The sequence below is a fragment of the Micromonospora sp. WMMA2032 genome, from assembly GCF_002688545.1.
Classification (GTDB): Bacteria; Actinomycetota; Actinomycetes; order Mycobacteriales; family Micromonosporaceae; genus Micromonospora; species Micromonospora sediminicola.
Window position 1 is genome coordinate 3,425,884 of record NZ_CP024052.1, and the last position, 12,265, is coordinate 3,438,148.

The 12,265-nt window shown below is 73.2% G+C and carries 12 protein-coding genes; 8 read left to right on the plus strand and 4 right to left on the minus strand.

All coding sequences use genetic code 11. The features are described 5' to 3' along the window. Positions 1-16: 16 nt before the first annotated feature. From CO540_RS15465 to CO540_RS15480, 4 genes are all read left to right on the plus strand, one after another. On the plus strand, positions 17-454 hold the full coding sequence (locus CO540_RS15465; RefSeq protein ID WP_172968031.1) for a MarR family winged helix-turn-helix transcriptional regulator: 438 nt from the start codon (positions 17-19) through the stop codon (positions 452-454). Between the two features lie 62 nt (positions 455-516). Next, positions 517-1,038, plus strand: a complete 522-nt coding sequence (locus tag CO540_RS15470; protein ID WP_098743715.1) for a MarR family winged helix-turn-helix transcriptional regulator — start codon at positions 517-519, stop codon at positions 1,036-1,038. Then, positions 1,032-2,765 (plus strand): ABC transporter ATP-binding protein, encoded by a 1,734-nt coding sequence (locus CO540_RS15475; RefSeq protein ID WP_099162594.1) that lies wholly within the window; start codon positions 1,032-1,034, stop codon positions 2,763-2,765. Before CO540_RS15470 ends, CO540_RS15475 begins: the two co-directional genes overlap by 7 nt. A gap of 95 nt (positions 2,766-2,860) precedes the next feature. Beyond that, positions 2,861-4,816, plus strand: a complete 1,956-nt coding sequence (locus CO540_RS15480) for an ABC transporter ATP-binding protein (protein ID WP_253866741.1) — start codon at positions 2,861-2,863, stop codon at positions 4,814-4,816. Positions 4,817-4,895: 79 nt separating this feature from the next. Here the strand turns inward: CO540_RS15480 and thrS are convergent, their stop codons facing one another. Continuing rightward, positions 4,896-6,128, minus strand: coding sequence for a threonine--tRNA ligase (gene thrS / locus CO540_RS15485; RefSeq protein WP_371682301.1), 1,233 nt, complete (start codon positions 6,126-6,128; stop codon positions 4,896-4,898). 487 nt (positions 6,129-6,615) lie between these two features. Here thrS and CO540_RS15490 point away from each other — a divergent pair, with 487 nt between their 5' ends. The 3 genes from CO540_RS15490 (at position 6,616) to CO540_RS15500 (ending at position 8,441) form a co-directional block, all read left to right on the plus strand. Then, on the plus strand, positions 6,616-7,224 hold the full coding sequence (locus CO540_RS15490; protein WP_099164780.1) for a DedA family protein: 609 nt from the start codon (positions 6,616-6,618) through the stop codon (positions 7,222-7,224). 179 nt (positions 7,225-7,403) lie between these two features. Beyond that, positions 7,404-7,736: a helix-turn-helix transcriptional regulator gene (locus CO540_RS15495; RefSeq protein WP_091582238.1), complete on the plus strand. Its 333-nt coding sequence runs from the start codon at positions 7,404-7,406 to the stop codon at positions 7,734-7,736. Between the two features lie 93 nt (positions 7,737-7,829). Beyond that, positions 7,830-8,441 (plus strand): DUF998 domain-containing protein, encoded by a 612-nt coding sequence (locus tag CO540_RS15500; protein ID WP_099162597.1) that lies wholly within the window; start codon positions 7,830-7,832, stop codon positions 8,439-8,441. On the opposite strand, the gene CO540_RS15505 is transcribed toward CO540_RS15500, so the two are convergent. Continuing rightward, positions 8,419-9,822, minus strand: a complete 1,404-nt coding sequence (locus tag CO540_RS15505) for an NAD(P)H-quinone dehydrogenase (RefSeq protein ID WP_099162598.1) — start codon at positions 9,820-9,822, stop codon at positions 8,419-8,421. The genes CO540_RS15500 and CO540_RS15505 overlap by 23 nt on opposite strands. 165 nt (positions 9,823-9,987) lie before the next feature. Between CO540_RS15505 and CO540_RS15510 the strand changes: the two genes are divergently transcribed. Further along, positions 9,988-10,443 carry a gamma-glutamylcyclotransferase gene (locus CO540_RS15510; protein WP_046566454.1) on the plus strand — a complete coding sequence of 152 codons (456 nt, stop codon included), beginning with the start codon at positions 9,988-9,990 and terminating at the stop codon, positions 10,441-10,443. 74 nt (positions 10,444-10,517) lie between these two features. Here the strand turns inward: CO540_RS15510 and CO540_RS15515 are convergent, their stop codons facing one another. Both CO540_RS15515 and CO540_RS15520 read right to left on the minus strand, forming a co-directional pair. Continuing rightward, complete coding sequence (locus CO540_RS15515; protein WP_099162599.1) at positions 10,518-11,480, minus strand: GNAT family N-acetyltransferase; 963 nt, start codon at positions 11,478-11,480, stop codon at positions 10,518-10,520. Between the two features lie 42 nt (positions 11,481-11,522). Further along, complete coding sequence (locus CO540_RS15520) at positions 11,523-12,263, minus strand: hypothetical protein (RefSeq protein ID WP_099162600.1); 741 nt, start codon at positions 12,261-12,263, stop codon at positions 11,523-11,525. Between the last annotated feature and the right edge of the window lie 2 nt (positions 12,264-12,265).

A 12,265-nucleotide genomic window follows, 5' to 3' on the forward strand; every position in this document is an offset into this window, starting at 1 on the left:
CCGGGCGCTGCGTGAGATGCTGCGGGTCGCCGGGGACACCCGGGCCGCGTTGGCCCGCCGCCTCGGCATCGGCGCGACCGACGCCGCGGCCATCGACCACCTGATCTCCAGCCCCGAGCCGCTGGGCCCGGTGGAGCTGGGCAACCGTTTGGGCATCCGGTCCGCCTCCGCCACCACGCTCGTCGACCGGCTGGTCCAGGCCGGACACGTCGCCCGCGCCCCGCATCCGCACGATCGCCGGCGCCTGACCCTCCAGGTGACCGAGCACGCGGTCGGCGAGGTGCTGGAGGCGCTCCGGCCCATGCTGGTCGGCGTCGACCGCGCGGTCGCCCGACTCACCCCCGAACAGGCCGAGGCCACCGCCACGTTCCTGCGCGAGGTCGCCGAGGTGATGCGGGAGTACGTCGCCACCGCGCCGGACGAGCCGCCCCGCGCCCGTACCGAGCGTGGCTGAGGGCACTCTCAGAAATTAGTTTGGGCCCTGATGGTTCGGGGGCTAATCTGGCGCCCGTGAACATGGGACCGCTCGTCCGCTACCCCGACGCGCTGCAACAGGCGCCGCTCGGCCGGCTGATCTCGATCGCCGGCCACGTCGTCGAGCAGCACTGGGGGCGCTACCTGGCCGAGCACCACGGTCTCACCTCCGCCGGCATGCGGGTGCTGATGATCCTGCTGCGGGCCGGCGACATCACCCACCGCGAGATGGCGGAGCTGTGCTTCGTCCGGCCCGCCACCCTCACCGGCATCGTCGACACCCTGGAACGCGACGGCTTCGTCAGCCGGCGGCGCAACCCGGAGGACCGGCGTGCCGTCCAGCTCACGCTCACCGACAAGGGCCAGGAGCACGCCCGCGCGATCATCGACCTGATCCACAGCGACCGGCCGTTGACGTCGGTCGACGCCGACCCGGCCAAGCGGGCCGTCATCCGCGAATTCCTGACCGAAATCATCACCGGCATGTCCGACGGGGACCTCCGTCGGTTGAACCGGGACAGCGAGTCCGACACCGAGTCGCCAACGGGGAGACATCCGTGCTGATCCGCCTGCTCCGCACACATCTGCGCCCGTACCGACGACTGCTGGCCGCCGTGGTGGCGCTCCAGTTCGTCGGCACGATGGCCTCGCTCTACCTGCCCAGCCTCAACGCCGACATCATCGACCGGGGCGTCGCCCGCGGCGACACCGACCAGATCCTGCGGACGGGCGGCTGGATGCTGGTGGTCAGCCTGCTCCAGATCGCCTGCTCGATCGCCGCGGTCTACCTCGGCGCGAAGACCGCGATGGGCTTCGGCCGCGACGTCCGCAGGGCGATCTTCGGGCACGTCAACCGCTTCTCCGCCCGCGAGGTGGCCCGCTTCGGCGCGCCGTCCCTGATCACCCGCAACACCAACGACGTCCAGCAGGTGCAGATGCTGGTGCTGCTCAGCTGCACCATGCTGGTGGCCGCGCCGATCATGAGCGTCGGCGGCGTGGTGATGGCGCTGCGCGAGGACGTCGGCCTCTCCTGGCTGATGCTGGTCTGCGTACCGGTGCTGGCCGTCGCGCTGGGCCTGATCATCCGCCGGATGGTGCCGGGCTTCCGGCTCATGCAGACCCGGATCGACACCGTCAACCGGGTGCTGCGCGAGCAGATCACCGGCATCCGGGTGGTCCGGGCGTTCGTCCGCGAGCCGTACGAGACCGACCGCTTCCAGGGGGCCAACGCCGACCTGACCGCGACCGCGCTGCGCATCGGCCGACTCCAGGCGCTGATCTTCCCGATCGTGATGCTGGTGCTCAACGTCTCCAGCGTGGCGGTGCTCTGGTTCGGCGCGGCCCGGGTCGACTCCGGGGAGATCCAGGTCGGCGCGCTCACCGCGTTCCTGCAGTACCTGATGCAGATCCTGATGGCGGTCATGATGGCCACCTTCATGCTGATGATGGTGCCCCGGGCGGCGGTCTGCGCCGAACGCATCGAGGAGGTGCTGGACACCGACTCCTCGGTGGTGCCGGCGGCCGACCCGGTGACCGAGGTCGCCGGACGCGGCGAGCTGGAGCTGCGCGGCGCCGGCTTCCAGTACCCGGGCGCCACCGCGCCGGTGCTGCGCGACATCTCGTTCCGGGCCCGACCGGGCCGCACCACGGCGATCATCGGGTCCACCGGCGCCGGCAAGACCACGTTGCTGACGCTGATCCCCCGGCTGGTCGACCCGACCGCCGGCGCGGTCCTGGTCGACGGCGTGGACGTGCGCGACCTGGCCCCGGACGAGCTGTGGCGGCGGATCGGGCTGGTGCCGCAACGGCCGTACCTGTTCAGCGGCACGGTGGCGAGCAACCTGCGCTACGGCAACCCGGACGCCACCGACGCGGACCTGTGGGCGGCCCTGGAGATCGCCCAGGCGCGCGACTTCGTCGCCGAGATGCCGGGCGGGCTGGAGGCGCCGATCGCGCAGGGCGGCACCAACGTCTCCGGCGGCCAGCGGCAACGCCTGGCCATCGCCCGCGCGCTGGTCCGCAAGCCGGAGATATATCTCTTCGACGACTCCTTCTCCGCGCTCGACCTCGGCACGGACGCCCGGCTGCGGGCCGCCCTCAAGCCGGTCACCGCGGACGCGGCGGTGGTGATCGTGGCCCAGCGGGTCTCCACGATCGTCGACGCCGACCAGATCATCGTGCTCGAGGACGGGGGTGTCGTCGGGATGGGACGGCACGACGAACTGCTGGAGAACTGCCCGACGTACGCCGAGATCGTGGCGTCCCAGCAGACGGCGGAGGTGACCCTGTGAGTGACACGAGAGCTGTGCCGCAGCAGAAGGGCGAGCCGAAGCGGCTGCCTCCGGCCGGACGGCGGCCCGGCGGCCCGCCGCACATGAACATGGGCATGCCGGCCGAGAAGGCGATGCGGTTCGGGCCGTCGGCGCGGCGGCTGCTCGGGCGGCTGCGCCCGTACCGGATCCAGCTCGTCGGTGTGCTGGCGCTGGCGCTGGCCAGCGTCGGGCTGAGCGTGATCGGGCCGAAGGTGCTCGGGCACGCCACCGACCTGATCTTCAACGGGGTGATCGGGCGGCAGTTGCCGGCCGGCACCAGCACCGAGGCGGCGGTGGCCGCGGCCCGGGCCGCGGGCAACGGCAACTTCGCCGACATGCTGGCCCGGATGGACGTGGTGCCCGGCGCGGGCATCGACTTCGACCGGCTGGGCCGGGTGCTGGCGTTCGCGGTCGCGCTCTACGTCGCCGCGGGCGTGCTGATGTGGGCGCAGGGCTGGGTGCTCAACGGCGTGGTGCAGCGCACCGTGTTCCGGCTCCGCGCCGACGTGGAGGACAAGCTCAACCGGCTGCCGCTGCCGTACTTCGACAAGCAGCCGCGGGGCGAGCTGCTGAGCCGGGTCACCAACGACATCGACAACATCTCGCAGACCCTCCAGCAGACGCTGAGCCAGCTGCTCACGTCGCTGCTGACCGTCGTCGGCGTACTCGGGATGATGTTCTGGATCTCGCCGCTGCTGGCGACGGTGGCCCTGGTCGCGATCCCGCTGTCGGTAATCGTCACCGGTCAGATCGCCAAGCGGTCGCAGCGCAAGTTCATCGCCCAGTGGACCCACACCGGTGAGCTGAACGCCCAGATCGAGGAGGCCTACACCGGGCACGAGCTGGTCAAGGTGTTCGGCCGGCAGAAGGAGGTCGAGGCCGCCTTCCACGCCAAGAACGAGGAGCTGTTCAAGGCCAGCTTCGGCGCCCAGTTCGTCTCCGGGATCATCATGCCGGCGATGTTCTTCATCGGGAACCTCAGCTACGTCGCCATCGCGGTGGTCGGCGGGCTGCGGGTGGCCTCCGGCGCGATGAGCCTCGGCGACGTGCAGGCGTTCATCCAGTACTCGCGGCAGTTCACCCAGCCGCTCACCCAGGTCGCGTCGATGGCCAACCTGCTCCAGTCCGGGGTGGCCTCGGCCGAGCGGGTCTTCGCCGTGCTCGACGCCGACGAGCAGAGCGCCGACCCGGCCGAGCCGGCCCGGATCGCCGACCCGCACGGCCGGGTCGAGTTCGAACACGTCTCGTTCCGCTACGACCCGGACAAGCCGCTGATCGACGACCTCTCCCTGGTCGCCGAGCCCGGGCACACCGTGGCCATCGTCGGTCCCACCGGCGCCGGCAAGACCACCCTGGTCAACCTGGTCATGCGGTTCTACGAGCTGGACGCCGGCCGGATCACGCTGGACGGGGTGGACATCAGCACCCTGCGCCGGGACGACCTGCGCGGACGGATCGGCATGGTGCTCCAGGACACCTGGCTGTTCGGCGGCACCATCCGGGACAACATCGCCTACGGGCGGCCGGACGCCACCGAGGAGGAGATCCTCGCCGCCGCCCGGGCGACCTTCGTGGACCGCTTCGTCCGCAGCCTGCCGGACGGCTACGACACCGTCATCGACGAGGAGGGCAGCAACGTCAGCGCCGGCGAGAAGCAGCTCATCACCATCGCGCGGGCGTTCCTGGCCGAGCCGTCGCTGCTGATCCTGGACGAGGCGACCAGCTCGGTGGACACCCGCACCGAGGTGCTGCTCCAGCGCGCCATGGCGGCGCTGCGCTCCGACCGGACCAGTTTCGTCATCGCGCACCGGCTCTCCACCATCCGCGACGCCGACCTGATCCTGATGATGGAGCAGGGCCGGATCGTCGAGCAGGGTACCCACGACCAGCTGGTCGCCGCCGGTGGCGCGTACGCCCGGCTCTACCGGGCCCAGTTCACCGGCGCGGTGATCTCCGACGAGGTGCCCGCGCCGACGCCGGGCGGTCCGCCGGCCGGGGTCCGGCCCACCGGCGCGCCGGTCGGGAACTGACGTGGACCCGGCGACACCTGCGACACCGGCCGCCCGGGTGACGGCACGTCACCCGGGCGACCCCGGCGTCGGGCCGGGCTCAGGCCGGCGGGAGCAGGTCGGGCGACCGGCTCGCGACCACCGCGCCGACCAGCCCCACCGCCGCGGCGGTGGGCATCGGGGCGAGACCGCGCCCGTCGCGCAGGCGCAGCGAGACCGACCCGTCGGCCGCCTCCCGGGCACCGACCACCCCGACGTACGGGACGCGTCGGCGGGCCGCGTCCCGGATCCGCGCGCCCAGCGAGCCCGATTCGTCGACCTCGGCCCGGAGGCCGGCGCCCTCCGCCTCGCGGCGGAGCCGGTGGACCGCGTCGGCCTGCGCGTCGTCCACCGGGAGCAGCACCAGCTGCACCGGGGCGTACCAGGCCGGGAACGCGCCCTCGTGCACCTCGATCAGGTAGGCGAACAGCCGCTCCATGCTGCCCACCAGGCTCCGGTGCACCATCACCGGCCGTTTCCGCCGCCCGTCCGAGTCGGTGTACGACAGGTCGAACCGCTCCGGCTTGTCGAAGTCGAGCTGGACGGTGGAGATGGTCGACTCCCGGCCGCCCGCGTCCACGATCTGGATGTCGATCTTCGGGCCGTAGAACGCGGCCTCGCCCGGCGCCTCGGTGACGTCCACCCCGTCGAGCGCGGCGCGGAGCAGCTCCTCGGCCCGCGCCCACCCGGCGTCGTCGCCGACGTACCGCTGGTCCGGCCCGCGCAGCGACAACCGGAACCCGGCCGGACGGACGCCGAGGGCGGCGTGCGCCTCGCGGATCAGCCGCAGGATCTCCCGCACCTCGTCGCCGACCTGCTCCAGGGCGCAGAAGTTGTGCGCGTCGTTGAGCGAGATGGCCCGCACCCGGGACAGCCCACCGAGCACCCCGGAGCGCTCGGCCCGATACATCCCGCCCAGCTCGGCGACGCGCAGCGGCAGTTCCCGGTAGGACCGGCCCCGGGCGGCGAAGACCAGCGCGTGGTGCGGGCAGAGCGCCGGGCGGAGCACGAACTCGTCGTCGGCGCTCAACCGCATCGGCGGGAACATGTCGTCGGCGAAGTAGCCCAGGTGCCCGGAGCGTTCGAACAGCTCCCGTTTGCCCAGCGGAGGCGAGTAGACGTGCCGGTAGCCGGCCCGACGCTCCAACTCCCGTACGTACTCCTCGACGGCGTGCCGGGCGGCGGCGCCGGCCGGCAGCCAGATCGGCAGCCCGGCGCCCGCGAGCGGGTCGGAGACGAACAGCTCCAGCTCCCGGCCGAGCCTGCGGTGGTCGATCATGTCGCTCTCCTTGATCAGGTACGACCCGGAGGCGAGCGGGACCGGGACGCCGCGAGGCCCCGGAGCGGATCGCCCCGGGGCCTCGTCGACGGAAACGTCAGTGCGGCGCGCCGGGAACACCCGGCGTCGTGGTCACCTCAGCACTGCGCATGCCCCGACGGTAGGCGCGCGGACGTCGACAGCGCACGTGAGTTTCGGGGAGTGGGTGCGGGTCGCCGGCACGGGACCTGCCGGCGACCCGCGGCGGCCCGGGCATCGAGAACGGGGGACCCGACGGCTCCGGTGCCGCGTCCCGTCAACGGTACGCCGGTGAGCGTGAATCCGCCGCCCCGCTCGACGCCCGTCGCACCGGTTGTCCGTCACCCCGGGAAGGGTCGCCTCGTTGCAGATCGACGGCCCACCGGTGTCGACGGTCACCACGGGGCAGGGTCGGTCGCGGTGACGCGGGACACGGCGTCAGGCTCGGTGCGGTCGAACGGGGAACTCCGGCGAGGTGGCGGTCGTGGCCGAACTCATCTCTGACGTCGCGTCGCCCATGTGGGCGTACGCGCTGCTGCTGACGCTGCTGGTCGCCGACGCCTTCGTCCCGGTGGTGCCGACCCAGGTCGTCATGATCACCAGTGGGGCGCTGACCGTCTACGGCGGGCTCAACCTGCCGCTCACCATCGCGGTCGGCGCGGTCGGCGTCTTCGTCGGTGACCTGGCCTGCTATGTGCTCGGCCGCACCGCACCGGCCCGTCGGGCAGCCCGGCACGCCGCGCCGGGGCGGGCCCGCCGCGCCGTCGCCCGGGCCACCCGCCGACTGCGCGAGCCCGGACCGCTGGTGATCCTGCTCTGCCGCTTCGTGCCCGGCGGCCGGATGGCGGCGTGTTTCTCGGCCGGCCGCAGCCGCTACCCGTACCGACTGTTCCTGACCTACGAGGCGGCGGCGGCCACCGGCTGGGCCAGCTACGGCACGCTCGTCGGTCACCTGGGCGGCACGGCGCTGACCGAGTCGGCGTGGCGGCTGCTGCTGATCGGCGGGCTGGCGGCGGCCGGGTTCGCGGGGGCGGGCTGGGCCATGACCTGGATCAGCACCCGCCAGACCCGCACCGAGGCCCCCGCCGACTGACCCTCGCGCGGCCACCCAGGATCTCCGCCGGACGCCCCACCGACTGGGCGTCGGATTCTTTCCGCGACTCCGGCGCGTGCGGGGCAACGGCACATATAAGTCCTGCTTATATGTGGGGCGGTCCCGTTGGCGGACGAACGGTTCCCGGAGCACCTGATCAGCTTGAAGGAAGATCAGTCATGAGCGATGGGTCGAACTGGCGCGACGTCAAGGCGAAGGCCCGGGGGGTCGACCCCTCCTGGGACGATGCCGACCGGGTGGCCCGGCGTGGACGACTCAGGGAACAGATGCTGGCCGCGGTCAGTGGCGCCCAGCTGGCGGAGATCCGGAAGCAGCTGGGCATGACACAGGCTCAACTGGCGGAGGCGGCGGGCCTGTCCCAGGCCCGGATCAGCCAGATCGAGAACGGCGAGAGCGTCAATCTGGAGATCCTCCGCGCCTACGTGACCGGGCTGGGTGGCCACCTCGACGTCGTGGCCAGGATCGGCAACATCCGGCTCGACGTGGCGTGACGCCGGGCGGCTTCCGCTAGGGGACGACCCGGGGATCGAAGTGGGTGGCGGTCCCGGATCCGCCTGGGGTCGTTCCGGCGACAGGCTTGGCCCATGCGTGGAGCCCGGAGAAGCGGCCTGCTGGCCCTCGGCGGGATCGCCCTGGCGGCGGTGCTCGCCGTGATCGGTCACCTCGAGGTGAACGACGACCTGAGTCCCTGGTCGCTGACCGTCAGCGACTTCGCCGTCTCCGACCGGGGCGGCGTCATCGACACCGCGATGGCGGTCCTCGCGGTGGCCAGCGCCGTACTCCTTCCCGCGCTGCGCCGGGCGGGCGCCGGTCGGGCGGCGGTCGTGCTGCTGGTCGCCTGGTCGGCCGGGCTGCTGGCCGCCGCCGTGGTGCCCACGAACGAGCCGGGCCTGCCCATGGACACCGCGGCCTACGTGCACCGGTACGCGTCGGTCCTGTCGTTCCTGGCCCTGCCGGTCGCCGGCTGGCTGCTCGCCCGCCGGCTCGGCGCCGCGCCCGCCGGTTGGCTACGCGCGTGGACGGTGGCGAGCCTGCTGCTGGCCGCCGCGATGATCTGGTCCGCCTACCCCGGTGACCGCGCGTTGATCGGCCTGGCCGAGCGACTCCTGATCCTCGCCGAGACCGCCCTCCTGACCACCCTGGCCCTCACCGTCGCCCGGACCCGGGCGGCGCTCACTCCAGCTCGTGGAGCATGAGCTGCCGGGCGGCCTCGGTGATCGAGCCGGACAGGCTCGGGTAGATCGTGATGGTCTGGGCCAGCTCGTTGACGGTGAGGTTGTTCTCCACCGCCATGGTGATCGGCAGGATCAGCTCACTGGCCTTGGGCGCCACCACCACGCCGCCGATGACCTGGCCGCTGGCCGGCCGGCAGAACAGCTTGACGAAACCGTCGGCCAGGTCGTCCATCTTCGCCCGGGCGTTGCCGGACAACGGCAGCATCACCTGGCGGGCCGGGGTCTTGCCGGCGTCCACCTCGTCCTGCGAGACACCGACGGTGGCCAGCTCCGGGTCGGTGAACACGTTCGCCGCGACGGTACGCAGCCGCAGCGGCCGGACCGCCTCGCCGAGCGCGTGCCACATGGCGATCCGGCCCTGCATGGCCGCGACGCTCGCCAGCAGCAGCACGCCGGTGCAGTCGCCGGCGGCGTAGATGCCGGGCACGTTGGTGCGCGACACCCGGTCGACGGTGACGTAACCGCCCCGGGACAGTTCGACGCCGTATTCCGCCAGGCCCAGGTCGGCGGTGTTGGGGATCGAGCCGACCGCGATGAGCGCGTGCGAACCGGTGACCTGGCGACCGTCGGAGAGCACGACCTCCACCCCGTCGGCGGTACGGCGGACCGCCTCGGCGCGGGAGTTGTTGAGGATGCTCATGCCCCGGTTGCGGAACACCCGCTCGATCGCCATCGCGGCGTCGGCGTCCTCGTGCGGCATCACCCGGTCGCGGCTGGAGACCAGCGTGACCTGGACGCCCATGGCCAGGTAGGCGCTGGCGAACTCCGCGCCGGTGACGCCGGAGCCGACCACGATCAGGTGCTCGGGCAGCTCGGGCAGGTCGTAGACCTGGCGCCAGGTCAGGATGCGCTCGCCGTCCGGTACGGCGGTGGGGAGCTGACGCGGGGTCGAGCCGGTGGCGACCAGCACCGTCGAGGCCTCGATCGAGTACGGCTCGCCGCCGCCGGCCGGGGTGACGATCACCCGGTGGGTGTGCCCGAGCGCGTCCTCGCCGAGGCGCGCGGTGCCGGCGACGAACTCGACCCCGGCCTTGACCAGCTTGGTGTGGATGTCGGCGGACTGGGCCAGGGCGAGGCGCTTGACCCGCTCGTGCACCGCCCGGGCGTCGACCGTGACCGCCTCCAGGCCGTCGGAGTGCACCCCGAACTCCTCGGTGTCCCGGTAGCCGGTCACCACCTCCGAGCTGGCGATGAAGGTCTTGGAGGGCACGCAGTCGGAGAGCACGCAGGCGCCGCCGGCGCCCGCCGCCTCGACCACGGTGACATCGGCGTCCAACTGGGCGGCGACCAGGGCCGCCTCGTACCCGGCCGGCCCGCCGCCGATGATCACGATCTGGCTCACAGAGCCGTCCCTTCGTTCGCGACTGCGGGGCTCCGCTCCGCTGCACTCCTCGCGCTCACGGCAAACGCCCCTCGTCTGTGCTCACAGTGACTTTCTTCTCCCCGTCGCGTCCGACACGCACCGTCGTATTCTCCCCCACCCGCCGACCGGGCTATCGTCGTCGCCGTGCGTCTCTACGCCGCTTACGGCTCAAACCTGGACCCCGCTCGCATGCGCGCCTACTGCCCGCATTCGCCGATGGTGGGCACCGGCTGGCTGGAGGGGTGGCGGCTCACCTTCGCGGGCGAGGACGTCATCGGCTGGGAGGGCTCGGTCAGCACCGTGGTGGAGTCCCCCGGTGACCGGGTCTTCGTGGCGCTCTACGACATCCACCCGTACGACGCGGCCCAGCTCGACGAGATCGAGGGCGTGACCGCCGAGACCTACCGCCGGCTCACCGTGCGCGTCTCGACGCTGGACGGGGACGTGACCGCGTGGGTCTACGTCTTCGACGGCTACGAGGGCGGGCTGCCGACCTCGTGGTACCTGTCGGAGATCGCGAACGCGGCCGAGAAGGCGGGCGCGCCGGACGACTACGTCACCGAGCTGCGGTCCCGCCCCACCGGCACCGCGTCCGCGTAGCGCGTCTCCCACCCCTCCAGTGTGCGCCGGACGGACACCCGCCCGCTCGGCGACCCCGACGCGGGGGTCCCCGGTCACACCTGCGGGGCGGGCACGCTCCGCTCGTACATGTCGGTCCAGCGCTCCTCCACCAGCCCGACGGAGCGGTAGAGGGTGACCGGGGCGGTGGGGTTGGCCAGGTCCACGCCCAGCCCGGCGCCCTCGCGGCCCTTCGTCGCGTAGATCGCGAAGGCCCGACGCAGCAGCGCCGCGCCCACCCCGCGCCGCCGGTGGGCGGGCAGCACCGACAGCGTCCGGACCCACCCCATGCCCTGGTCGACCGCCTGGTCGGAGGACTGGAGGGCACCGGCCGGCTCGCCGTCGACCTCGGCCAGCAGCCACTCGTCCCAGACCTTGCCGCTGGACGGGAGCGACTCCCGCCACCGCGCGAAGTCGAGCGGCTCGTGGTCGGGGGTGTCCCGGAACGCGGTGTCGTAGATCCGGTGGAACAGCCGCAGGTCGCTCTCGTCGTCGGCGCGCAGCGGCCGGATCGTCACACCGGCCGGTGGCGCCGGCTCGGCGGGCAGGTCGGCGAGCGAACGGGTCATCCGGACGTACCGCTTGACCCGGGTGAACCCGGCCTCCACCAGCTCAGCCGCCCAGCGGGTCTCCGGAGCGAAGACGGCGGTGCGGGCGGTCAGCGCGGGCCGGCCCCGCTCGGCGGCCCGTTCGGCGACCCGTTCGAGCAGCCGGGCCAGCAGCGGGGCGCGCAGGGGCGCACCGTGGTCCGGGTCCACGTAGACCTCGACGAACTCCCGGCCCACCCCGGTCGGGTTGCTCAGGATCGCCCAGCCGACCACCACGCCGTCCGGGTCGGCGACCAGCCAGGAGTCCCGCGCCGGGTCGACGAAGGGCGCGGTCAGCGCGTCCCGCACGTCGTCGGCGTCGAAGTCCGGGTAGCCCACGGCGAACGTGTCGGCGGCGTGCACCACCGTCAGGATCGCGGGCACGTCGTCGAGGGTGGGGCGGCGGGCGGTCCAGCCGGCGGGGAGCGTCACGGCGCAGATCCTGGCAGCCGGGCCGCCCGGGACGCCTCCCATTTATCCGCCCCGGGCGCGCGGCCGGGCGGCGGTGAGCAGGTGGACCAGCTCGGTGCCCTCGACCGGGCCGAGCGCGCGGAACGCCGGGGACACCAGGCGGTCGGTCACCGCCTCGGCCCAGAGCCGCCGCCGCACCAGCGGCCCGACCGGCGGGTAGGGCGGCGCCCAGCCGCAGGCGGCGGCCCCCGTCTCCCCCTCCGGCCCGGCCAGCACCGCCTCCAGCGGCGTCAGCCCGGCCGCCCGCACGGCCAGCAGGTAGGCCCCGGCGAAGTGCTCGCGCAGCAGCAGCAGCCCGACGGCGGCCCGGGCGCCGGGGGACGGGTCGGGCACCGGCATGGCGCGCCAGGCGGCGAAGAGCGGCATGGCGCTGCCGTCGGCGGCCTCGACCGCCCGGCCGAGCAGCCCGGCGAGCCGGGACACCTCGGGACTCCCACCCAGCCGGGCCGCGCCCCAGCGGCAGCACTCGGCGAGGTTGGCGGCGGCGACCTCCAGCGGCGGGACCGTCCGCGCGGCGGCGTCCCAGCCGTCGGCGACCGCCTCGGGGGCGATGAAGCCGAGCGCGGCGGCCACCGTCTCGGCGCGTACGTCGCCGAGCGCGCCGGCCCGGCCGGTGATGTAGAAGGCCCACCCGGAGATGCCGAGCAGCCGGGCCCGGCGCAGCGTCGACGGGCAGCGGGAGAACGCCTCGCCGAGTTCCAGCGCCAGCGGCTTGCACGCGGCGGCCACCTGCTCCGGGGTCATCG

Coding starts and splice junctions, on each gene's coding strand:
- CO540_RS15465 (WP_172968031.1), top strand. CDS start 17: ATGCTGCGGGTCGCCGGGGACACCCGGGCCGCGTTGGCCCGCCGCCTC.
- CO540_RS15470 (WP_098743715.1), top strand. CDS start 517: ATGGGACCGCTCGTCCGCTACCCCGACGCGCTGCAACAGGCGCCGCTC.
- CO540_RS15480 (WP_253866741.1), top strand. CDS start 2,861: ATGCCGGCCGAGAAGGCGATGCGGTTCGGGCCGTCGGCGCGGCGGCTG.
- CO540_RS15495 (WP_091582238.1), top strand. CDS start 7,404: ATGAGCGATGGGTCGAACTGGCGCGACGTCAAGGCGAAGGCCCGGGGG.
- CO540_RS15500 (WP_099162597.1), top strand. CDS start 7,830: ATGCGTGGAGCCCGGAGAAGCGGCCTGCTGGCCCTCGGCGGGATCGCC.
- CO540_RS15520 (WP_099162600.1), bottom strand. CDS start 12,263: ATGACCCCGGAGCAGGTGGCCGCCGCGTGCAAGCCGCTGGCGCTGGAA.